Below are 21,047 nucleotides of genomic sequence, written 5' to 3' on the forward strand. Positions count from 1 at the left end.
CTGACGATAAGAGCTTCAGACCTGCCAGGTTGTGCCCGGCAAGTGACGAACGGGGTGAGCGATCAATGCGCCGCTTCCAAGGTCTTGGTGGCCCGCGCCGCGGCTTGTTCCTGCCCTGCCCCGCCCAATTCGACCGCTGCCTTGAGCCACCGCTGCGAGTCGACATTGGCCGGAAGCTGCGTAGGTCGCTGGAGCAGCACCGCCCAGCCACCCGCGCTCTGGAAGGCCGACTCGAAGGCACTGAAGCTCATCAATTGCCGCCGGTTCATGCCTGAGCGCAGCAATACCGTCTGCTTCTGACGGTTGTAGCCGGCGAGAATCCCATACCGAGGCTCGGCCCAGAACGCCGAACCGTCGATATAGCGCACCAGCACCGGATAGCCCGCCGCGACCTGTTCCAACAACGCGGGCAGCTTGGCGTCGAGGGGATACACCAGCAACCCGTATTCACGCGCCAGGGTCTGCATATTCAGTTGCAAACCGGCTTCGCCACCCGGCAGGTGCAACGGTTTCTCCAGCAGCCCCGGCGTGATCACCGTGCCTTGCAACGTCAGCAGGGCAGCCAGGGACTGCGGGGCGCCCTGGTACATTTCGCCGCGAAAGAACGGCACGCTGTTAAGTTCCACCCGCTCGGGCAGGCGCTGTATCTGCGGCGACACACTGCCCGCACACCCCACCAGGGCAACGAGGCAGGACAGCGTCAGGACCAGTGATCGAAAAGATGAAATAACCGGCGACATGATGACTCTCTTGTTCAGACGCCCGGCATCCGGGGCCAGGCTTGGGTCGACGATCATAAGGCGCGCACAGCCCTGGGTATAGCCATAACGGCAGTTTTACGAGCGCGATAGAACGAACCGATCCGTGCCCGAGGGCCACGGATCGATTACCTGCAACACTTGGACGACTAGACTGTCCATGTATTAGGTGCGTGATCCCGGACCGGGATAAAAAGGAGGCACAGATGAGCCTGACCACGACAATTCTGATGCTGATATTCGGCTGGCTGAGCGTAGCCACGGCCATGCTGTGGGGTGTGCTCCGGATCACCCGGCGCCATCATCACGCGCCACCTGCGCAATCGGAAAAAACCAGAAAACCCGCGCGACGCCACGCCACCGCACACTGAGCATTCGCTTTTCAACCCCTCGCAAAAAAGCCACCCGGGCCTGGACCCGGGTGGCTTCTTTCTGCCTGGCATCAGGCGTTGTCGGCCAACGCCCTTTCCCTGGCCCGACGGGACAACATGTTCAACACTTCGATCGCCGCCGAGAACGCCATGGCCGCGTAGATATAGCCCTTGGGCACATGGGCACCGAAGCCTTCGGCGATCAGCGTCATGCCGATCATGATCAGGAAACCCAGGGCCAACATCACCACCGTCGGGTTGTCATTGATGAACTTGGCGAGCGGCTCGGCCGCCAGCAGCATCACCAACACCGACACAACGACCGCGATGATCATGATCGGCAAATGTTCGGTCATGCCCACAGCCGTGATGATGCTGTCGATGGAAAACACCAGGTCCAACATCAGGATCTGACCGATTGCTGCAGCAAAGCCCAGGGTCACGCCGGACGTGGCCGACTTGGGGTCATTCGGTGCAGGGTCCATGCTGTGGTGAATTTCAGTGGTCGCTTTCCACAGCAGGAACAGGCCGCCGGCAATCAGGATCATGTCTTTCCAGGAGAACGCCTGGCCCAGGATTTCGATGACCGGTTCGGTCAACTGCACAATGAAGGCAATGGTGCTCAACAAGCCCAGGCGCAGGATCAGCGCCATGCCGATACCGATCCGCCGCGCCTTGGCACGGTGCTGGGCGGGCAGCTTGTTGGTCAGAATCGAAATGAAGATCAGGTTATCGATGCCAAGCACGATTTCCATGACCACCAGAGTTGCCAGGGCGATCCACGCGGTGGGGCTGGCGGCGAGCTGTAGAAGATAATCCATGGGTCAGTCCTGACTGATGTGACGTGTTAGATGGTTTTGGTCGGGGTTTGTGTTTCGTCAGCTTCGTCCGCCGGTTTTTTCTTCGGGCTGATCAACCCGCCGGTGGCTTCGCTGATCGCCTGTTCGGCGGCCTTGTGGGTGTCATCGATGGCCTGCTTGGCGGTTTCCGCTGCCTGGCCCATCAGTTGCTGGGCACTTTTCTCAGCCTGTTCACAACCCGCCAGTGTCGTTACGGACATCACAAGCAGGGCTGCCAGCCCCAGGGATTTGTATGTCATGGAATGAATGCCTCTTGGGAGAATAAAAGGAGCACGAAAGTGGCCCACCAATGGCAAGGCATTCTAGAGACGCGAATACTTCAGGAAAATTCGTATTTTCAGCGGTTATACTTCGGTTTTTACGAAGCAACGTGATCCCATGCTCAACTATCGACAACTGCATTATTTCTGGGTGGTGGCTAAAACCGGCAGCATCGTGCGCGCCTGCGAGCAGTTGAACCTGACCCCACAGACCATCAGCGGGCAGATTTCCCTGTTCGAACAGACCTATAACATCAAGCTGTTTCGCCGCGTCGGACGGCAGCTGGAACTGACCGAGGCCGGCCGCCAGACCTTGCCCTACGCCGAACACATGTTCCAGTTGGGTGGCGAGCTGGAATTGATGCTGCGAGCCCAGCCCAACGAGCAGCAAACCCTGTTTCGGGTCGGGGTGGCGGATGTGGTGCCCAAATCCATCGTCTACCGGCTGCTCGCGCCAACCATGGAGTTGAGTGAGCCGCTGCGCATCACCTGTCGCGAGGACAAGCTCGAACGGTTGCTGGCGGACTTGGCAATCCAGCGTCTGGACCTGGTGATTTCCGACAGCCCGATGCCGACCCACCTGGACATCAAGGGCTACAGCCAGAAACTGGGAGAATGCGGGATCAGCTTTTTCGCCACCGCCGCGCTGGCCGAACGCTACGGGCAGGATTTCCCCCACGGCCTGCATGACGCTCCACTGCTGATTCCCGGGCCGGAAACCGTGGTGCGCAGTCGCTTGCAACGCTGGTTCGCCGAGCAACAGATCCAGCCGCGTATCGTCGGCGAGTTCGACGACAGCGCATTGATGCAGGCCTTCGGCCAATCAGGCAGCGGAATTTTCATCGGCCCGAGCGTGATCGCCGAAGAGGTCAAGCGCCAGTACGGCGTAGAAGTGATCGGCCAGACCGATGCGGTGAGCGAATCCTTCTACGCCATTTCCGTGGAGCGCAAGGTCAGCCACCCCGGTATCGTCGCGATTGCCGAAGGCGCGCGCCGCGAGTTGTTCAGCGCTTAGCAGGTGACACGAGGCTTGAAGGTCATCAGCAGCAACGCCAGCAGAATCGATACGAAGATGAACCCGGCCGCCGCAAACCCGACACTGCCCAGGCCCAAGGTATCGATGACCCGGCCACCGACCATCGCCCCCAGGCCAATCCCCAGGTTGGCCCCGGCGATGTTCAACGATGCGGCAAAGGCCGGGGCCTGCGGAGCCGCCTTCATCAACCGCACATGACTGACCAGGAACAAGGCCGCCTGGGTTACGCCCCAGATGCCCATCGCCGCCGCCAGCGCGAGGGGCGAATGAATGCTCGGCACCAACGCCACCATGCCGCCGATCAGGAACAGGCAGAAGACCATCGATGCGATCAACGGATGCCGGTCCACCGCCCGACCGCCCAGGGAATTGCCCAATAGCCCGACTGCGCCAAAGCCCATCAGGCACCAGCCCACCAGGGTGCCATCGAACCCAGCGAGGCGTTCGAGGATATCCGCCAGGTAGGTGTAGGCGGTGAACATGCCGCTGAACACCAGGATCGACAACAGCACATGCCCTTGCATCAACGGGCTGCGCAGGATCTTGAATTGCGAACGAAAGCTCACCTGATGCTGGTGCAGGTTGGTTTTCGGCAAGTAGATAAACAGCAGCAAGGCCTTGGCGAAGGCGATGACCGCCAGGATCGCGAACGCACTGCGCCAGCCAAACGCATCGGAAATCAACGTGCCCACGGGAATGCCGAACACCGTGGCACAGACGATGCCAAAGCCGATTCGGGCGATGGCCCGCCCGGCCAACTGTGGCCCGACAATGTCCACCGCCGTTTCACTGGCCAGCGCCCAGAACACCGGCAGCCCCAGGGCCGGGATCAACCGGGCAACGGCCATCACCCAGATGTTGGGGGCAACGGCGGCGAGCATGTTGGCCAGACCGAACATCACCAGCACGCTGATAAACAACTTGCGCCGCTCAAAGCGGGCGAACCAGGCCGTCAGGAAAGGCCCGAACGCCGCCACCGTAAACGCGAACAACGTCACCAGTAGGCCGGCCTGGGGGATGCTGACCTGCAAGTCGCGGGCGATAGAGGGCAACAGGCCAACGATGACGAATTCCGTGGTCAGCACCGTAAAACCGGCGGCCGACAACAGGAAAATGGGTAACAACATGCAGAACTCCAGCGAAACGACGACACCAGCGTTAGCCCAAGGGCCCGCTGGCAGTAAGAAAGTGAGAACGGCAAAGCCTAACAGAATGCGCGCGTCTTACAAACGCATGCCAGGACCCGGATAAGGGTGACGGACTGTCACAGGTCCGTCAGATTTGTTACCGGCTGTGATAAAGTCCGCGGCCTGCAAACGCCGTACTTTCCCACGGTCCGCTCATGTGGCTTGCCCGCTTGTTGCCCTGACTCGTCGACCGTCGCACACAATAAAATCAGAGATGCCGCTATGACAGCTTCGTCCGTTACCCCTATGCAACGCCTCAAACGCACCAGCCTGGTGACGCAAATCATCATCGGTCTGATCGCCGGTATTGTCCTGGCATGGCTGGCGCCCGACGTGGCCAAATCCACCGCATTCATCGGCAAGGTCTTCGTGTCCGCGCTCAAGGCCGTGGCGCCGATCCTGGTATTCGTGCTGGTCATGGCATCCATCGCCAACCACAAGCACGGCCAGGAAACCCATATCCGGCCGATCCTGTTCCTCTACCTGCTGGGCACGTTCACCGCGGCGGTGGTCGCGGTGGTTGCCAGTACACTGTTTCCGTCCAGCCTGGTGCTATCGACCCAAGACGTCGCGGTCACGGCGCCCGGGGGCATCAGCGAGGTGCTGCAAAGCCTGTTGCTGAGCGTGGTGGATAACCCGGTCCGGGCGCTGATGGACGGTAACTTCATCGGCATCCTGGCCTGGGCCATCGGCATGGGCATCGCCATTCGTCATGCTGGTCAGACCACCCGCACCGTGCTCGAAGACCTGTCCAACGGCGTGACTGTCATCGTGCGCGTGGTCATTCGCTTCGCCCCACTGGGGATCTTCGGCCTGGTAGCCTCGACGCTGGCCACTTCCGGCTTCGGCGCACTACTCGGTTACCTGCACCTGCTCACCGTACTGATCGGCTGCATGCTGTTCGTGGCGTTGGTGGTCAACCCACTCATCGTGTTCTGGAAACTGCGTCGCAACCCCTACCCACTGGTATTCACCTGCCTGCGCGAGAGCGGTATCACGGCATTTTTCACGCGCAGCTCGGCGGCGAATATTCCGGTGAACCTGGAGCTGAGCAAACGCCTGGGCCTGCACGAAGACACCTATTCGGTGTCGATCCCTCTGGGCGCGACCATCAACATGGCCGGCGCCGCCATCACCATCACCGTACTGACCCTGGCGGCCGTGCATACCCTGGGTATCGCAGTGGATATCCCAACGGCCGTGCTGCTGAGCGTTGTCGCGGCCATTTGCGCGTGCGGCGCATCCGGGGTGGCCGGTGGTTCGCTGTTGCTGATTCCCCTGGCGTGCAGCCTGTTTGGCATTCCCAGTGAGATCGCCATGCAAGTGGTCGCGGTGGGCTTCATCATCGGTGTCCTGCAGGACTCGGCGGAGACGGCGTTGAATTCGTCTACGGATGTGCTGTTCACAGCGGCGGCGTGCCTGGGTGAGGAAGAGAAGCTCGCGCGTACGGCGTAACAACTGCGGTGGCTATTCGTCGTCATCGTCGGATCGCCGCCCGGTGCAAGCGCTCCCACAGAGGGCAGCGGCGCTCACACAATAGCCGCTACACAACAGATCCCCTGTGGGAGCGAGCTTGCTCGCGATAGCGGCGGTATATCCGCCGAGGATGTGACAGCCACAAAAAAGCCCGGGAACGGCCCACACCGTCCCGGGCTTTTTCATGCCTGCGGGGTTAGAACGCGCCCATGTAGTCGCGCTTGCCCACTTCCACGCCATTGTGGCGCAGCAAGGCATAAGTGGTGGTGACGTGGAAGAAGAACTGCGGCAGGCCGTAGGTCAGCAGATAATTCTGGCCGCTGAAGCGCTTCTCTTTAGGCGTCCCTGGACGGGTAACGATTTCGATGCCTTCCTTGCCATCGATCTGCGCAGGGCTGATGCCGTCGATAAAGGCCAAGACCTTGGCGATCAGGGCTTGCAGCTCGGCGAACGTGGTCTCGGTGTCCTCATACTTCGGCACGTCGATCTCGGCAAGGCGTGCAGACACACCTTTGGCGAAGTCCACCGCGATCTGTACTTGGCGCACCAGCGGGAACATGTCCGGGTACAGGCGAGCTTGCAGGAAGGCGTTCGGGTCGATGTTTTTCGCGGTGGCGTGGGCTTCGGCCTTGTTCAGAACGTCGCTCAACGCGTTGAGCATCTGCTTGAAAACCGGGACGGAAGCGGCGTACAGGGAAATAGTCATGGCAATCTCATGCAGGTGGCAGGAAAGAATGAATCAAACGGCTGCGATTATAGCCACGGCTTGTTGCACGACTTGTCTTTTATTGCGCAAGGATTAGGCTAGGCGGCTTCCACAGCATAGGGAACGCGCGATGAGCATCGAAGAACAACAGCAGGCTGAAGAACCACGGCTCAATAGCACGGAAATCCGCATCCTCGGCGCGCTGGTCGAAAAACAGGCCACCAACCCTGAGACCTACCCGCTGACGCTCAACGCCTTGGTACTGGCCTGCAACCAGAAAACCAGCCGCGAACCGGTGATGAACCTCAACCCGGGCCAGGTCGGCCAGAGCCTGCGGGCGTTGGAAGGTCGCGGCTTTACCAAACTGGTGATGGGCAGCCGCGCCGACCGCTGGGAACATCGGGTCGACAAAGCCCTGGAGCTGGTGCCAGCCCAGGTGGTCCTGATGGGCCTGCTGTTCCTGCGTGGCCCGCAAACAGTCAATGAGCTACTGACCCGCAGCGGTCGGATGCACGACTTCGAAGACGCCGAACAAGTGGTGCACCAGCTCGAACGCCTGATCGCCCGCGGTCTGGCGTTGCTGGTGCCACGCCAGGCCGGCCAGCGCGAAGACCGCTATGTGCACGCCATGGGCGATCCGGCGGACATCGAAGCGATTCTCGCCGCCCGCCAGCACCCATTGGAGCGTGGAGCCGGTAGCGCTGTCTCGCTGGAGCGCATCGAAGAACTCGAAGCCCGGATCGCGGCCCTGGAAGAACGCCTGTCGCGGCTGGAATAGCAGTGCCTACGCCGACCGGGCGAAGGTCACGGTTTTTTCAAATTGCTCCAGGTTGGGCCGCACACCGGTGTACAGCACGAACTGTTCCAGGGCCTGGATCGCAATGACTTCCAGCCCGGTGATGACCCGCTTGCCTTCGGCCCGGGCGCGCACGATCAGTGGCGTTTCCGACGGGATCGCCACGACATCAAACACAGTCTCGGCCGCGACGATGGTCTCGGGCTCAAACGCCAACTGATCGGCCTCCGGGCCGCCAGTCATGCCGATCGGCGTGACGTTGATCAGCATCTGCGGCCGCCGGGTACCCAGGTCAGCTTGCCATTCATATCCCAGGGACTCGGCCAGGGCTCGCCCCGCGGCTTCATTGCGGGCAACGATCAGCCCGTTCTGGTAACCCCCATCGCGCAAGGCACTGGCCACAGCCTTGGCCATGCCGCCGCTACCGCGCAAGGCAAAGGTCGAGTCCTTGGGCACCGCGTGGCTTTGTAACAACTGGGCGATGGCAATGTAGTCGGTGTTGTAGGCCTTAAGATGGCCGTTGGTATTGACGATCGTATTGATCGACTCGATCGCGGCGGCGGAAGGATCCAGCTCATCCACCAGGGCAATGCAGGCTTCCTTGAACGGCATCGACACACCGCATCCACGAATCCCCAGGGCACGGATACCGCCCACAGCTCCAGGCAAATCCTGGCTGCTAAACGCCTTGTAATAGAAATTCAGGCCCAATTGTTCATACAGGTGATTATGAAAACGCAGGCCGAAGTTTCCGGGACGCCCCGATAGCGACATGCACAGTTGGGTGTCTTTGTTGGGATTGATCTGCATGCGTGTCTCCTTGCGTTCACTTTCGGACAGATGGAAGGGCCGTCGCGAAAGGTTTATTCGATGATGATACCGTCAGGCCCGGCCCTATCTCAGGCCACAGGATGACCCGGCGCGGTCAATAAAAGCGCTACAGACCTTACACAATATTTACCCAACGGCGTTGCAAATCCTGAGAAAATCGCTGTCATAGCAAGTATCCCCGCGACCCTCATCGGGTCTGTTGCAGACCACAGGCGCCGGGGCCGAAACGAGGAACAGCCATGAATCGTAGACTTCCCATCATCGCCCTGCTCATGGGGGCACTCGCGGTCACCGGCCAGGCATCCGCCCACGGTCGTGGTGGTTGGGAGGGGCCCGCCGTTTTTGGTGCCATCGTCGGTTCGGCCATCGTTGGCTCAGCCATCATCAACCGTGATCGGCCGGTGTATGTGCAGCAACCGGTCTATGTCCAGCCACAGCCGGTCTACTACCAGGCCCCGCCACCGGTCTACTACCAGCCGCAGCCGGTGTATGTAGAGCGACCGATCTACTATCGCCCGGCACCGGTGTATTACGGGCCACCACGGGGCTATTACTACGGCCCACCCCGGGGTCATTACGGCCGCTGGTAACCGGCTCCCGGGCGGCACAAAAAAGCCTGTGATCATTGATCACAGGCTTTTTCGTGTCCACTGGATAACCCCTGTGGCGAGGGAGCTTGCTCCCGCTGGGCTGCGCAGCAGTCCTAAAACAGGGCCGCTTCGCGTCCAGCGGGAGCAAGCTCCCTCGCCACAGGGAATTGTCAGACGTGCTCGCTGCTTTTCAGTCGGATCGGCCCATGCTCCGCCACCCCGTGAACAGGCTCCGCCACCACGGGAATCTCGTTGCCATCGCAGTCGTGCAGCTTGCCATCGCTGAAGTAATCACCTTCACGTAGCGCTGCCAGGTCCTGATAGCGCAACACTCGCTCGGTGCCGGCGGCGAAAACCGACTGCTGGTCGGAGTTACCGGCAGTGAAGTGGTTGAACGCCAGGTTCAGCACGATCGCCATGATCGCCGAAGAACTGATGCCCGAATGGAAAATGGTCGCGAACCAGCTCGGGAAATGGTCATAGAAATTCGGTGCGGCGATGGGAATCATGCCAAAACCAATGGAGGTGGCGACGATGATCAGGTTGACGTTGTTGCGGTAATCGACTTTCGACAGCGTGCGGATGCCGCTGGCAGCCACAGTGCCAAACAGTACGATACCGGCACCGCCCAGCACCGAGGTCGGCACTGCGGCGATCACCCGGCCCATGAACGGCAGCAGCCCGAGTACCACCAGGAACACGCCACCGGTCGCCACCACGAAACGGCTCTTGATTCCTGTCACGGCCACCAGCCCGACGTTCTGGGCAAAGGCGCTTTGGGTGAAGGAACCGAAGATCGGCGCGATCATGCTCGACAGCATGTCAGCCCGCAAGCCGTTACCCAGGCGCCTGGAGTCGACCTTGGTGTCGATGATCTCGCCCACAGCCAGGATGTCGGCAGAGGTTTCCACCAAGGTCACCATGATCACAATGCACATCGACAGGATCGCGGCGATATGGAAAGTCGGCATGCCGAAATGGAACGGTGTCGGGAAGCCGAACATCGGGCCTTGGCTGACCGATGAAAAGTCCGCCATGCCAAGGAACACCGCGATGACGGTACCAATGACCATCGCCAGCAGAATCGACAACCGGGAGATGGTTGCGCTGCCCATTTTGCTCAGCAATAGCACCAGCACCAGAGTCACCGCCGCCAGGCCGATATTGGCCATGCTGCCAAAATCAGCGGCGTGGCTGTTGCCACCCATGGCCCAGCGCGCCGCTACCGGCATCAGGGTCAGGCCGATGGTGGTGATCACGATGCCGGTGACCAATGGCGGAAAGAACCGGGTAATGCGCGAAAACACCGGGGTAATCAGCAAACCAATCAGCGACGCGGCGATCACCGCGCCAAGGATGGCTTGAAAGCCGCCTTCCCCGCCGCTGCCGACAATCGCCACCATGGTCGCCACGCCCGAGAACGATACGCCCTGCACCAAGGGCAATTGGCAGCCAAAAAACGGCAGGCCGAGGGTTTGCAGCAACGTTGCCAAGCCCCCCGCGAACAATGACGCGGCAATCAACAGACCGATGTCCGCGGGCGAGAGCCCGGCCGCCTGGCCGATGATCAACGGCACGGCGACGATGCCGCCGTACATGGTCAACACATGTTGCAGGCCGTAAGCCATATTCGCGCCGACGCCAAGGTTTTCGTCCTCGGGCCGTGGGAGTGAAACATGGGGCGTTTTCATGGTTCGGGGATTCCCTGTTTTTTGTTATGGGCACACTGTATTCAAAACTCAGGACAAATGTCCATATAGCTGTATACAACTTGTTACCCTAACCAGGAACAGGTACCCCCGGCCAACAGCTTTCTTATGGCTGGAGCACCTTCACAATCGCCGGTCGCAACAGCTCGCGCGGCGGTACGCGCAGGCCAAACTCTTGTTCGAGCAAGTCAATCAATTCATCGGCATCGGCGATCACCCGGCGTTCGCTCTGCTGCCCTATCCGGTGCACCGCGTAGCTGTTGCCGTTCAGGGTCTTGCGCAACCCGTCACCGGTGCGTGCAACCATCAACCGGCCCATGAACGGGGATTCCGGGTGGCTGCTGACGTACCAATTACCGAGGGTGTAGTCGATGTCTTCCTGGCGTTGCAGATCGAACAGGTACATTGGCCGCCATTCGTCGTCGACGTTGGCGCGCAGCAGGTAACCGTCCGCATGGGTTTCGATGCGGTACAGCTCATGGGGGGTGGTTTGGGCCTCACGGCTGTCCAGCAGCAACGGCGCAGTGGGCACCATGCCGCCAAAGCCGACGTCGGTGATGTAGCGCACGCCATCTAACGTCACCAGGCTCAAGCGGTGGGTCCGGGCAGCCCAAGAGCCTTCAGGCGCGTTCATCACCACGCGCCCGGTGATGCCGCGGGCGTCGAAACCCAACTCCAGCAACAGCGCAAAAAATAGTTGGTTGAGTTCATAGCAATAGCCGCCGCGCCCTTGTTCGAACACTTTTCGTTCGACCGATTCAAGGTCGATGGGCACGGGTTGACGCAGCAACGTCGACAGGGTTTCAAAAGGGAACTCGGCGGTATGGCGCCGTTGCAGTTGACGCAACGTGTCGAGGGTCGGCGCTGGCGGGGTGTCGAAACCCAGGCGCAGCAGATAGCGGGCCTTGTCGCTCAGTTGGAGGTGACTCATGAGGGGTGTCCTTTTCCAGGGTCGGCGCTGCGCTCACGACAAGCGCACCGCTGTTGGGCGCCAGGTATAAGGCATTCCCCTCACAGAGACAACAATCGACCGGGATGCCTCGCCTGTTCACCGCCGCTTGCGTGACGCCAGCCGGATCCAGGTGGGCGCGTGGTCGCTGGGGTGGGGTTGGTTCCGGACCCAGGCGTCCACGCCGGCTTCGCTCAGGTACGCGCTGGCCGCCGGGTTGAGTAGCAGGTGATCGATGCGCAGCCCGGAATTTTTCTGCCAGTGCTGACGGAAATAATCCCAGAAAGTGTAGACCCGCTCATCTGGATACAGGTGGCGCAACGAATCGGTCCAGCCCTGGTCCAGCAGTCGCTGGTAGCACGCGCGGCTTTCTGGCTGCAACAGCGCATCCTTGAGCCAGGAGCGCGGGTTGTAGATGTCCATGTCGGTGGGAACCACGTTGTAGTCACCGGCCAGCACCACAGGGTGATCGCTGGCCTGCAACCCTTGGGCGTAGTCGATCAGCCGTTCGAACCACGCCAGTTTGTAGTCGAACTTGGGACCCGGTTGCGGATTGCCGTTGGGGAGGTACAGGCAGCCCACCAGCACGCCATGCACCGCCGCCTCCAGATAGCGACTGTGGCTGTCGTCATCCCCACCGGGCAGGCCTCGGCGGCTCTCCAGCGGCTGCGCGTCACGGGCCAGGATCGCGACGCCGTTCCAGGATGCCTGCCCATGCCAGATCGCCCCGTACCCCACCGACTCCAGTTCCGCCGCCGGGAAATCATTGTCCACGGCCTTGAGCTCCTGCAAACAGGCAATGTCGGGTTTTTCCCGCTCCAGCCATTCCAGCAGATTGGGCAGTCGGGCCCGGATGCCATTGATATTGAAGGTCGCGATCCGAAGGTTTTTCATAGCGCCAGAACTCGAAATGCCAAGTCACAGTTGTGACCGACAACCGGACTGGGTGGTTGCAACAGGTTTTCAGGAACCCGTTTTCGGCAGCGGCAGGCCACTCTCCAATAAGCGTGCAAAGGCTTGCTTGTCGATCGGCCGGCTGAGGAAATAACCCTGCACCTCGTGGCACTGGTCCGAGCCCAGTGAGCCGAGCTGGGCCAGGGTTTCCACGCCCTCGGCAGTCACCGTCAGCCCCATGGCCTTGCCCAGGTTGATGATCGCCTGCACCACGGCGCGGTCATTGCTGCTGTTGCTCATCGAAGCAATGAAGCGCTTGTCGATCTTGATGCCATCGAATGGATAGGTGCGCAGATAACCGAGGGACGAATAACCGGTACCGAAATCGTCCATGTTCAAGCGCACGCCCAGTTCCTTCAGGGCATTCATGACCTGCAGAGCGCCATCAACGTCGTTGAGCATCACGTTTTCAGTGATCTCCAGTTCCAGGCGACTCGCCGGGAAACGGGTTTCGATCAACACCTGTCGCACATCCTCCACCACATCGCTGCGCTCGAACTGCGCCGGTGACAGATTGACCGAAACCATCAATTCTCCCGGCCAGGTCAGTGCGGTTTCGCAGGCCTCGCGCAATACCCATCGCGAAAGCGGGACAATCAGGTCGGTTTGCTCGGCCAATGGAATAAAGGCGTCGGGGCTCAACAAGCCTTGGGTCGGATGCTGCCAGCGCACCAAAGCCTCGACCGCCACGATCTCCCGACCATCGACGGTGTAGCGCGGCTGGAAATGCAGGACGAATTCGTTTTTCTTCACCGCCTGGCGCAGGTCGCTCTCCAGTTGGCGACGATGCTGGATCTGATCGTTCATCTGCGAAGCGAAATAGCACCAGGTTTTCTTGCCCTCGGACTTGGCCTGGTACAAGGCAATGTCGGCGCAGCGGATCAGTTCTCCGGGGACATAACCCTGGCGGCGGCTGACAGCGATGCCAATGCTCGCGCCGATGTGCAACGAATGGGTTTCGTAGAGGATCGGCTGCTGCAGGCTGTCGATCAGCCGCTCACAGAATCGATCGATCTCAGTGGTGTGCTCCATCCCGTTGAGCACCACCACGAACTCGTCCCCTCCCAGGCGCGCCACCAGGTCTTGCTCGCGGGTACAGTCGCGCAGTCGCTGGGCCACTTCCAGCAACACCGCGTCGCCGGCCGGGTGGCCGAGAGAGTCGTTGATCGGCTTGAAGTTGTCCAGGTCGACCATCAGCAAGGTCAGCGGCGCGGAATGCTCCTTGGCCACCAGCGCATCATCAAGATGTCGCGCCAGCTTGTTACGGTTCGGCAGGCCGGTCAGTGCATCATGCATCGACAGGTGCTGGACCTGGGCATGGGCCGCCACTTCATCGGTGATGTCACTGGCGGTGCCGCGATAGCCCACCACCTCAGCCTTGTTAAAGATCGGGCGTGCCGAGACACGGCAGAAACGCAACTGCCCGGAATGATCACGGTAGGAACAGCGCAAGTTGCTGGCGTTCTGTTCCTCCGTCAACTTGCCCAGCCAGAGGGCAATCGGCGTGGTGTCGCAATACAGCAGTTGTTCGATGTCCTGCCCCAGCCATTGCTGGTCGGAAAACCCGGTGACCGTATTGAAACGCCCCGACAGATAAGTGATGCGTTGCTGCCCGTCGATTTCCCAAATCCAGTCGGAAGCCGCCTCGGCCACGGCCCGGAAGCGCTCTTCGCTGGCCTCCAGGGCATGCGCCGACTGTTCCAGGCTGTCGTAACTGGCGTCCACATGCCGTGCCGTGCGCAACGCATAGCGAGAAAAGTAAGCGGTCAGCAGTGCCAGAATCAGCAACGCGCCACCCAGCGGCGGCAACAGGGACCAGAGCAATTGCTGGCCCGGCCGCTCCAGGCGAGACACCAGGCTGAAACCGGTACTGTCCAGCGGCACGGCCGGCCGGCCAGGCTCAAGCTCGGTGTCTTTCTTGAGATTCAAGTCGGTGAGGCCATAACTCTTGCCCAACTTGCGCAGCTTGACCGGCGTCAGTTGGTCGACGAACAGCAAGACCGAGGTGCCTTTGGACTCGACCTGGGGTCGTTCGTCGTTGGGCAGGATCACCGAAGCCGTCATGATGGCCGGCCAGCCCTCGAACAAGGTGTAGCGAGTCATGGACATCGTCAGGTCGGGCTGCGCCTGGAGCTGGTCGACCAGGTCCGTCAGCGATGCATTCATATACATCGCGGCATCACCTTGGACATTGCGCCCGCGCACCACGGCATATTTGGTGCGTTGCCGATCAACGACAAACACACCCTCGTATTCATCATTGGTGAACAGGGTTTTGCCCATGTTCTGTTCGGCGTAGGCCCATTGCACATCGACTTCACCGTTGAGGCGCTCGTAGCCCGTGGTCCAGTAGGCATAGCTGGCAATGTAGTTTTTCGAAGCGGTGATGCGATTCTCGAGGGCACGCTCGATATAGAAATGCGTCTTGCGCACATCCTCCGCGTCCAGCTTTTGCGCAATATTGAACAACGCGGCAACCGCCACCAGAACGCCCAGGACAAAAAGTGCCCCGACCGCCACGACCAGGCGACGGGTAATCGGTGTGTGACGCGCAGTGTTTGAAGGGGTATCGGCAGCGGAATCCATTGATCTGCTCCTGTCCTGTCAACGCTGGCTCCGATCGAGAACGGTGAGGATCCGCGGCCAGTCATGCTCCCAACCTTAGCACCCGCTGCCTGATCATTTGGCGAGCCCACGGTTCTTTGCGAAAGAACCTACACACCTCGTCTATGGCACCAGCGCAGTGTCTGAACAATGGACCGTGGCACGTTGCCGATGATTCCAACCGATCTCAACGATCCGAGCGCGCCAGCGTATCGAGCCCACCTTCCGTCGATAGCACCGCCACACGGTTGCGGCCGTTGTACTTGGCCTGGTAAAGCGCCGCATCGGCCCGCTGGATGAAGACTTCGATGCTGTCCAGGCTGCTGGGCACAAAGGCATAGCAGCCCAGGCTCACCGTGAGGTAACCGGTCGGAGAGCCGGAATGGATGATGTGCTTGTCGATGACGCTGCGGCGGATCTGTTCGGCCAACGCCATGGCCCCCGAAAGATTGGTGTCGGGCAACAAAACCGCAAACTCTTCGCCGCCATACCGCACCGCCAGATCGGCCTTGCGATGGCAACAGTCCTTGAGCACCTTGGCCACTTCCGCCAGACAATGGTCCCCGGCCACGTGCCCATAGGCGTCGTTGTAGCGCTTGAAGAAATCGATATCGAGCATGATCAGGCTCAAGGGACTGCGCTGACGGGCGCCCCGCCCGAATTCGACGTCCAAGGCCCGTTCGAACAGACGCCGGTTCGCCAGCCCGGTGAGGCTGTCATGGGTGGCAATCAGCTCCAACGCTTCCTGAGCCTTGCGCAAGTCAGCCTCGATCCGTTCGCTGTTACGTACCTGGCGCACGAATACCCAGCCGAACAAGCAAATGCCCAGCACCACCAGGCCGACAATCAGACTGGATTGGAAAGCCCTGTCATGCCATCCCGACAGGATCGCTTCTTCGGACACCGCGGCGGTGACCACCAGCGGATAGGCCTGTAAATGTTGGTGCCCATACAGCCTGACGACGCCATCGATGGCTGATCGGATGATTGCATCGCTGGCCATCACGCTTGCCGCGTCATGCTTGAAGATATTCTCTTCACCCAGCGGATGACCGATTCGCGCCTGATCAAAAGGGCGACGCGCCAACAGTGTCCCGTCAGACAAGGCCAGGGCCATCTCGCCTTGATCATCCAGACTGAAGCTCCTGAAAAATCGGTCGAAGTACGACATTTTGATGCCGGCCATCAACACGCCTTGGAAGTTGCCATCCTGATCGTTCAAACGTCGGGAAACGGGAATGATCCACTCGCCGTTTTGCCGGCTGCGGATCGCCGGGCCGATATGAGCGATCAAGGAGGCATTCTGTTCGTGGAAAGTAAAATACTCCCGATCCGCCACCCCTGCGCCCCTGTGCAGGTTGTCAAAAGAGGTCACCACCCAGTGACCGTGCTTGTCGAACAGGAACAGGCCATGCAATTGCTCAAGCGATTGCACACGTCGGGCAAAGGTTTGCTGCAAACGCGGCTGTACGGCGGGACCATAGCCATCGACCTGGATCCAATCCGCCAGGCTGGCCAACACCAGATCAGCTTGGAGAAAGGTGTCCTGGGCCTGCTGGGCCATGGCCCGGGTAAGAGTCGCCGAAGCGACGCGGGCCGACTCCAGGTCGTGGCTGCGGGACTGCTCCAACTGCAGGTAAAGCAAACCGCACAAGCACAGGCACACCGCCGCGATAAACGTCACCGCTGCCTTGAGCAACGGCAGGCGCTTCAAGGCACCGCCAGGGGCATGGAAAGGATCGAGAATAGGGATAGGCAAGCGAATTCCTGAAGGGGGCAAAACATGAGCGAATTCGCTCAAAGCCCCCAATATTCGTGAGCTTAGCCTACCGCTTGTGAGGCGGCAATTTGCCCGTGCAGCAGAGCCGATGGGTGGCTGCAGTGGATCCAAAAAACCGCCTGCCAGCCGATAAAAATGCCCTCTTCAGAACAAAGAAATTCCCTGTGGCCAGGTTTGCGACTCTCACCGTACCGGGGGCACCCGGATCTCCCCGGCCCGGCATTGTGTCCTGACGCCCCTGCCACACGCGGCGAACGCCAGGTCCTTGTCCATGCACACTCGCACTTCCGACAATTGAGGTCCGCTGCAAATCACCGCAATGCCGTCGGACGCAATGCCTGGATTGCTTTGGCGGAACAGCCGGATGATTTCATCAGCCTCGAAATAATACGAGGAGTTGAGCGGTTGCAGCTGCGGTGGGATTTTCACCGCGCCCAAGGCTTTGTCGGCAACCTCCAGGTAGCCCATGGCGCCCAGGCCACTGCAAGTGCCGTGCTTGGACCATTCATGCGCCATCAACTTGCGGGTGGGAAACAAGGTCAGGCCCTTCTGCTGCTCCGCCGCCGTCAACGGCACCTGGGGCGCACAGGATTGCGGCCAGCCGCCCCGAGTGTATTGCGGCCAGAGGCCATGGAGCACAAAGCCGTAACCCTTGCCGGAACACTGCGCATCCTTCTGGTGAGTCAGGCAGAACGTCGGCGACCAGGACAGCGCCAGCAAGTAGTAATCGAATACCCCTGCCACGGATTGAGTCCGTGCGTTGCCGGATTCGCGGGCATTGGCCGCGCCCATGGAACCCAGGGTCAGTACCACCAACGCGACAATGGCAAGACGTTGTTTCATTGACCCACTCCTTGGGGCGATTGTGCGAAAGCAAGATGATCGGGCGATGATTGTTTCAACCTTGTGTTTCAAATCTCTGAAGGGCTGTTTTTTACAAGCAAACCTTGCCGGGGGCTATCTAAATTGCGTAACGCCCCATAACGTAGATCGCCTTTGACTTTTACGTGCCCCGTCACCCATGAGCAAATCGACCCGAACCGATGACGAACAGCCCCTGACCCGACCCGACGCCGTCAGCCTGCGCGTGGCCTTCTGGTTCTGGCTCAAACTAGGCTTCATCAGCTTCGGCGGCCCTGCGGGGCAGATCTCGATCATGCACCAGGAGTTGGTGGAGCGCCGACGCTGGATTTCCGAACGACGATTCCTGCATGCCCTCAATTACTGCATGTTGCTGCCGGGGCCAGAAGCCCAGCAACTGGCCACCTACCTGGGCTGGCTGATGCACCGCAGTTGGGGCGGGATCATCGCCGGGGCATTGTTCGTACTGCCTTCGCTGTTCATCCTCATCACCTTGTCCTGGCTGTATGTCGCCTTTGGCGAAGTGCCGGTGGTGGCGGGCATTTTCTACGGCATCAAGCCAGCGGTAACAGCAATCGTGGTGCATGCCGCCCACCGGATCGGCTCCCGCGCACTCAAGAACAATTGGCTGTGGGCGATCGCTGCGGCGTCCTTCACGGCGATATTTGCCTTCAACGTGCCCTTCCCGCTGATCGTGCTGGGCGCCGCCGTCATCGGTTACCTGGGTGGTCGCTGGGTACCGGAAAAATTCAGCCTGGGCGGCCACGATGACAAGCACCAATCCTTCGGCCCGGCATTGATCGACGATGACACCCCGCCCCCGGAGCACGTCCGGTTCAGCGCTTTCAGGCTCGCCCGGCTGGCGATAATCGGTGCCCTGCTGTGGACGTTGCCAATGGGCCTGCTGACCGCGGTGTTCGGCTGGGAAGGCACGCTGACGCAAATGGCCTGGTTTTTCACCAAGGCTGCATTGTTGACGTTCGGCGGTGCCTATGCGGTTTTGCCCTACGTGTACCAGGGTGCCGTCGGACACTTCGGCTGGCTGACGCCGACACAAATGATCGACGGCCTGGCCCTGGGCGAAACCACGCCCGGGCCGCTGATCATGGTCGTGGCCTTCGTCGGTTTCGTCGGAGGCTACGTGATGCAGGTGTTCGGTCCCGAACAGGCGTTTCTCGCCGGGGCCGTCGCGGCCACACTGGTGACCTGGTTCACGTTCCTGCCCTCATTCCTGTTCATCCTGGCCGGCGGCCCATTGGTGGAGTCGACGCACAACACGCTGAAATTCACCGCGCCGCTGACTGCGATCACCGCGGCGGTGGTCGGGGTGATCCTCAACCTGGCGTGCTTCTTCGGTTACCACGTACTCTGGCCCAATGGTTTTGCAGGTGCCCTGGACTGGCCGTCGGCAATCATCGCAATCGCAGCGGCCGTTGCGCTGTTTCGCTACAAGCTGGGGGTGATCCAGGTGTTGATCGCGTGCGGGCTGGCTGGGCTGGCGGTGCACTTGCTGCGCTAGACGAGACGTTTGCCCAGGTAGGTCGCCGAAGCCGGGCACAAGGTTTTGAATTGGGCCGTCGCACCGATCGAAGCAGGCGCCAGCGATCGGTCCCGCGCCTGATAGCCCTGGCCGGTAAAAAACGCGGCGGCACTGTCAGTCAGCAGATGGAGCTGCCCTACAGCCTCACGTTTTGCAAACGCCTCGATAGCGGCCAACACCGCCGCGCCAACGCCCTTCCCCCGCTGTCCCTCGAGGACAACCAGCGAGCGCAGCAACCGGTCAGCCCCCTCCCCCTCGATGCCACCAAACGCCACAACAACATCTTGGTCGCTGAAGCTGAAGAACTGTCGACCGGGATACGCCAGATCGTCGATGGGTAGACCGGCCAGGGTGAGCGCATCGCGCAAAGGTCCCAGGTCGTTGTTGCTCAGAACTATCATGCGCATGGTGGGTGCTCGGTCCTGTGTGCTGTCCTGATCATCGGGGCATTCCCGAATTTGGTTACAACTCACGGGGTGAATCGGAAGGTGAAGTTCAATAGGATTGCTCAAAAGTAAGCCACTGGCGTACATTAGCAATGATTTTTATTGAAACTCCAATTTTTACCCGTCGAGTCAAAGAACTGATGGATGACGATGATTTCGCTGTCCTACAGAAAATACTGGTCCGTGATCCTTCCGCTGGCGATGTAATGGAAGCCACTGGAGGGATCCGAAAGATCCGCATCGCAGCCAAAGGCCATGGCAAACGGGGTGGGGCCAGGGTGATCTACTACCACTTCGTCCATGCCTCGCGGATCGCGCTGTTGATGATATACCCGAAAAATGAACAGCAAGATTTGACTGTCGATCAACGCACAGCATTAAAAATGATTGTCGAGCACTGGAGATAACCATGAGCAAATTTTTCGATGAGCTGATGGAAAGCGTACAACAGATGGATGAAATCGTCCGAGGCGAACGCCAGCCGTCCCGGGAATTCATCGTCGACGCGTTGCAAGTGAAAGAAATACGCAAGGCTACCGGCCTGACCCAAGCCAAATTCGCAGCACTGATCGACGTCCAATTGGGCACGCTTCGCAATTGGGAGCAAGGACGACGCGAGCCAACCGGCCCCGCCAAAGCGCTGCTGCGAGCGATTCATAATGATCCGAAACACGTGATCAGCGCCTTGGCAGTTTAAGTGTTACCGAATCTTAGTCACCGCTTACATGTCGTGAAGGCGCTTGCTCCCCATACCACCCCATGACCCAGCGCAAATGAACACCCCAGCCCATCAGCTAAGCTCAACCTATCATCACGACAGGGAATCGACATGAGCAAGGCAGACGAGCTAGCGGCCAAACTGAGGAAAACCCAGCAAACCCGCGCGGATACCGACAATTGCGCCGACCTGGCGATCGAACACTGGCCCGCCCAGGTCTACGAACTGTATCGCCAGATCGAAATCTGGCTGGCGCCCGTGTGCGAGGCGGGCCTGGACATTCGGCGCAACCCCACCCATGTATTTGAAAGTCATTCCAGCGGTTCGACGTACAGCTACGCCATCGATCAACTGGTGATCGAAGGCAATCATCAGCGCATTTCATTCGACCCCATTGCACGTTTCTCGTCCAAGGGAGAGGGATGTATTGAAGTTCATATGAAGGGGCAGGAACACTGCATCGTGCGCAAACTTGGCGAACATGGTGAATCGCTCTGGCATATCCAGGCACTGCGCCTGAGCGGACAACCGTGTCCAGAACCCGCCATGCTGGACGAGGACACCTTGCTCGCGCTGGTAGAGCAAGGCCTGGGGCTTTAACGCAAATGGGCGACC

Annotated in this window: 22 protein-coding genes; 9 read left to right on the plus strand and 13 right to left on the minus strand. The window is 60.2% G+C overall.

Annotated elements, in window-relative coordinates; genetic code table 11:
- Positions 1-62 precede the first annotated feature (62 nt).
- Entirely contained in the window at positions 63-740 is a 678-nt protein-coding gene (locus TK06_RS11240; RefSeq protein ID WP_063322132.1) for a hypothetical protein, read from the minus strand.
- Positions 741-964: 224 nt separating this feature from the next.
- On the opposite strand from TK06_RS11240, the gene TK06_RS32740 reads away from it, so the two are divergent.
- Positions 965-1,129 (plus strand): hypothetical protein, encoded by a 165-nt coding sequence (locus TK06_RS32740; protein WP_170867309.1) that lies wholly within the window; start codon positions 965-967, stop codon positions 1,127-1,129.
- A 71-nt stretch (positions 1,130-1,200) separates the two neighbouring features.
- On the opposite strand, the gene TK06_RS11245 is transcribed toward TK06_RS32740, so the two are convergent.
- Complete coding sequence (locus tag TK06_RS11245; RefSeq protein ID WP_063322133.1) at positions 1,201-1,950, minus strand: TerC family protein; 750 nt, start codon at positions 1,948-1,950, stop codon at positions 1,201-1,203.
- Between the two features lie 26 nt (positions 1,951-1,976).
- Entirely contained in the window at positions 1,977-2,228 is a 252-nt protein-coding gene (locus TK06_RS11250; protein WP_063322134.1) for a hypothetical protein, read from the minus strand.
- Positions 2,229-2,367: 139 nt separating this feature from the next.
- Here TK06_RS11250 and nhaR point away from each other — a divergent pair, with 139 nt between their 5' ends.
- The gene (nhaR, locus tag TK06_RS11255) at positions 2,368-3,264 is read left to right on the plus strand and encodes a transcriptional activator NhaR (RefSeq protein WP_063322135.1); all 897 of its coding nucleotides are present in this window, start codon (positions 2,368-2,370) and stop codon (positions 3,262-3,264) included.
- Here nhaR and TK06_RS11260 read toward each other — a convergent pair.
- On the minus strand, positions 3,261-4,412 hold the full coding sequence (locus TK06_RS11260; protein WP_063322136.1) for an MFS transporter: 1,152 nt from the start codon (positions 4,410-4,412) through the stop codon (positions 3,261-3,263). The genes nhaR and TK06_RS11260 overlap by 4 nt on opposite strands.
- A gap of 282 nt (positions 4,413-4,694) precedes the next feature.
- Between TK06_RS11260 and sstT the strand changes: the two genes are divergently transcribed.
- Complete coding sequence (gene sstT, locus TK06_RS11265) at positions 4,695-5,927, plus strand: serine/threonine transporter SstT (RefSeq protein ID WP_063322137.1); 1,233 nt, start codon at positions 4,695-4,697, stop codon at positions 5,925-5,927.
- 217 nt (positions 5,928-6,144) lie between these two features.
- Here sstT and TK06_RS11270 read toward each other — a convergent pair whose 3' ends face one another.
- Positions 6,145-6,654 carry a DUF1993 domain-containing protein gene (locus TK06_RS11270; RefSeq protein WP_063322138.1) on the minus strand — a complete coding sequence of 170 codons (510 nt, stop codon included), beginning with the start codon at positions 6,652-6,654 and terminating at the stop codon, positions 6,145-6,147.
- 130 nt (positions 6,655-6,784) lie between these two features.
- On the opposite strand from TK06_RS11270, the gene TK06_RS11275 reads away from it, so the two are divergent.
- Entirely contained in the window at positions 6,785-7,432 is a 648-nt protein-coding gene (locus TK06_RS11275; protein ID WP_063322139.1) for a YceH family protein, read from the plus strand.
- A 6-nt stretch (positions 7,433-7,438) separates the two neighbouring features.
- On the opposite strand, the gene TK06_RS11280 is transcribed toward TK06_RS11275, so the two are convergent.
- Complete coding sequence (locus tag TK06_RS11280; protein WP_063322140.1) at positions 7,439-8,260, minus strand: shikimate 5-dehydrogenase; 822 nt, start codon at positions 8,258-8,260, stop codon at positions 7,439-7,441.
- A 260-nt stretch (positions 8,261-8,520) separates the two neighbouring features.
- Between TK06_RS11280 and TK06_RS11285 the strand changes: the two genes are divergently transcribed.
- Positions 8,521-8,871, plus strand: coding sequence for a hypothetical protein (locus TK06_RS11285; RefSeq protein ID WP_063322141.1), 351 nt, complete (start codon positions 8,521-8,523; stop codon positions 8,869-8,871).
- Between the two features lie 170 nt (positions 8,872-9,041).
- On the opposite strand, the gene TK06_RS11290 is transcribed toward TK06_RS11285, so the two are convergent.
- From TK06_RS11290 to TK06_RS11315, 6 genes are all read right to left on the minus strand, one after another.
- Entirely contained in the window at positions 9,042-10,562 is a 1,521-nt protein-coding gene (locus tag TK06_RS11290) for a nucleobase:cation symporter-2 family protein (RefSeq protein WP_063322142.1), read from the minus strand.
- A 124-nt stretch (positions 10,563-10,686) separates the two neighbouring features.
- On the minus strand, positions 10,687-11,511 hold the full coding sequence (locus tag TK06_RS11295) for an arylamine N-acetyltransferase family protein (RefSeq protein ID WP_063322143.1): 825 nt from the start codon (positions 11,509-11,511) through the stop codon (positions 10,687-10,689).
- Positions 11,512-11,628: 117 nt separating this feature from the next.
- A complete protein-coding gene (gene xth / locus TK06_RS11300; protein ID WP_063322144.1) occupies positions 11,629-12,423 on the minus strand; it encodes an exodeoxyribonuclease III in 795 nt (264 codons plus the stop codon).
- A gap of 69 nt (positions 12,424-12,492) precedes the next feature.
- Entirely contained in the window at positions 12,493-15,069 is a 2,577-nt protein-coding gene (locus TK06_RS11305) for a bifunctional diguanylate cyclase/phosphodiesterase (protein WP_063322145.1), read from the minus strand.
- A gap of 205 nt (positions 15,070-15,274) precedes the next feature.
- On the minus strand, positions 15,275-16,846 hold the full coding sequence (locus tag TK06_RS11310; protein WP_063322146.1) for a sensor domain-containing diguanylate cyclase: 1,572 nt from the start codon (positions 16,844-16,846) through the stop codon (positions 15,275-15,277).
- Positions 16,847-17,050: 204 nt separating this feature from the next.
- Positions 17,051-17,710 (minus strand): ribonuclease T2 family protein, encoded by a 660-nt coding sequence (locus tag TK06_RS11315; RefSeq protein WP_063322147.1) that lies wholly within the window; start codon positions 17,708-17,710, stop codon positions 17,051-17,053.
- Between the two features lie 178 nt (positions 17,711-17,888).
- Here TK06_RS11315 and chrA point away from each other — a divergent pair, with 178 nt between their 5' ends.
- Positions 17,889-19,247 carry a chromate efflux transporter gene (gene chrA / locus TK06_RS11320; protein ID WP_063322148.1) on the plus strand — a complete coding sequence of 453 codons (1,359 nt, stop codon included), beginning with the start codon at positions 17,889-17,891 and terminating at the stop codon, positions 19,245-19,247.
- Here chrA and arsN2 read toward each other — a convergent pair.
- Positions 19,244-19,675, minus strand: coding sequence for an arsenic resistance N-acetyltransferase ArsN2 (arsN2, locus tag TK06_RS11325; RefSeq protein WP_063322149.1), 432 nt, complete (start codon positions 19,673-19,675; stop codon positions 19,244-19,246). The two genes, chrA and arsN2, sit on opposite strands and share 4 nt — an antisense overlap.
- Before the next feature lie 131 nt (positions 19,676-19,806).
- Here arsN2 and TK06_RS11330 point away from each other — a divergent pair, with 131 nt between their 5' ends.
- The 3 genes from TK06_RS11330 (at position 19,807) to TK06_RS11340 (ending at position 21,032) form a co-directional block, all read left to right on the plus strand.
- Positions 19,807-20,121, plus strand: coding sequence for a type II toxin-antitoxin system RelE/ParE family toxin (locus tag TK06_RS11330; protein WP_063322150.1), 315 nt, complete (start codon positions 19,807-19,809; stop codon positions 20,119-20,121).
- 2 nt (positions 20,122-20,123) lie between these two features.
- Positions 20,124-20,411 (plus strand): helix-turn-helix domain-containing protein, encoded by a 288-nt coding sequence (locus TK06_RS11335; RefSeq protein WP_058545613.1) that lies wholly within the window; start codon positions 20,124-20,126, stop codon positions 20,409-20,411.
- Between the two features lie 132 nt (positions 20,412-20,543).
- Positions 20,544-21,032 (plus strand): hypothetical protein, encoded by a 489-nt coding sequence (locus TK06_RS11340; RefSeq protein ID WP_063322151.1) that lies wholly within the window; start codon positions 20,544-20,546, stop codon positions 21,030-21,032.
- Positions 21,033-21,047 lie beyond the last annotated feature (15 nt).

Source organism: Pseudomonas fluorescens (assembly GCF_001623525.1).
Classification (GTDB): Bacteria; Pseudomonadota; Gammaproteobacteria; order Pseudomonadales; family Pseudomonadaceae; genus Aquipseudomonas; species Aquipseudomonas fluorescens_Q.

Excerpts from the sequence above, each read along its gene's own strand:
- TK06_RS11240 (WP_063322132.1), bottom strand. The coding sequence starts at position 740 with ATGTCGCCGGTTATTTCATCTTTTCGATCACTGGTCCTGACGCTGTCC.
- TK06_RS32740 (WP_170867309.1), top strand. The coding sequence starts at position 965 with ATGAGCCTGACCACGACAATTCTGATGCTGATATTCGGCTGGCTGAGC.
- TK06_RS11245 (WP_063322133.1), bottom strand. The coding sequence starts at position 1,950 with ATGGATTATCTTCTACAGCTCGCCGCCAGCCCCACCGCGTGGATCGCC.
- TK06_RS11250 (WP_063322134.1), bottom strand. The coding sequence starts at position 2,228 with ATGACATACAAATCCCTGGGGCTGGCAGCCCTGCTTGTGATGTCCGTA.
- nhaR (WP_063322135.1), top strand. The coding sequence starts at position 2,368 with ATGCTCAACTATCGACAACTGCATTATTTCTGGGTGGTGGCTAAAACC.
- TK06_RS11260 (WP_063322136.1), bottom strand. The coding sequence starts at position 4,412 with ATGTTGTTACCCATTTTCCTGTTGTCGGCCGCCGGTTTTACGGTGCTG.
- sstT (WP_063322137.1), top strand. The coding sequence starts at position 4,695 with ATGACAGCTTCGTCCGTTACCCCTATGCAACGCCTCAAACGCACCAGC.
- TK06_RS11270 (WP_063322138.1), bottom strand. The coding sequence starts at position 6,654 with ATGACTATTTCCCTGTACGCCGCTTCCGTCCCGGTTTTCAAGCAGATG.
- TK06_RS11275 (WP_063322139.1), top strand. The coding sequence starts at position 6,785 with ATGAGCATCGAAGAACAACAGCAGGCTGAAGAACCACGGCTCAATAGC.
- TK06_RS11280 (WP_063322140.1), bottom strand. The coding sequence starts at position 8,260 with ATGCAGATCAATCCCAACAAAGACACCCAACTGTGCATGTCGCTATCG.
- TK06_RS11285 (WP_063322141.1), top strand. The coding sequence starts at position 8,521 with ATGAATCGTAGACTTCCCATCATCGCCCTGCTCATGGGGGCACTCGCG.
- TK06_RS11290 (WP_063322142.1), bottom strand. The coding sequence starts at position 10,562 with ATGAAAACGCCCCATGTTTCACTCCCACGGCCCGAGGACGAAAACCTT.
- TK06_RS11295 (WP_063322143.1), bottom strand. The coding sequence starts at position 11,511 with ATGAGTCACCTCCAACTGAGCGACAAGGCCCGCTATCTGCTGCGCCTG.
- xth (WP_063322144.1), bottom strand. The coding sequence starts at position 12,423 with ATGAAAAACCTTCGGATCGCGACCTTCAATATCAATGGCATCCGGGCC.
- TK06_RS11305 (WP_063322145.1), bottom strand. The coding sequence starts at position 15,069 with ATGGATTCCGCTGCCGATACCCCTTCAAACACTGCGCGTCACACACCG.
- TK06_RS11315 (WP_063322147.1), bottom strand. The coding sequence starts at position 17,710 with ATGAAACAACGTCTTGCCATTGTCGCGTTGGTGGTACTGACCCTGGGT.
- chrA (WP_063322148.1), top strand. The coding sequence starts at position 17,889 with ATGAGCAAATCGACCCGAACCGATGACGAACAGCCCCTGACCCGACCC.
- arsN2 (WP_063322149.1), bottom strand. The coding sequence starts at position 19,675 with ATGCGCATGATAGTTCTGAGCAACAACGACCTGGGACCTTTGCGCGAT.
- TK06_RS11330 (WP_063322150.1), top strand. The coding sequence starts at position 19,807 with ATGATTTTTATTGAAACTCCAATTTTTACCCGTCGAGTCAAAGAACTG.
- TK06_RS11335 (WP_058545613.1), top strand. The coding sequence starts at position 20,124 with ATGAGCAAATTTTTCGATGAGCTGATGGAAAGCGTACAACAGATGGAT.
- TK06_RS11340 (WP_063322151.1), top strand. The coding sequence starts at position 20,544 with ATGAGCAAGGCAGACGAGCTAGCGGCCAAACTGAGGAAAACCCAGCAA.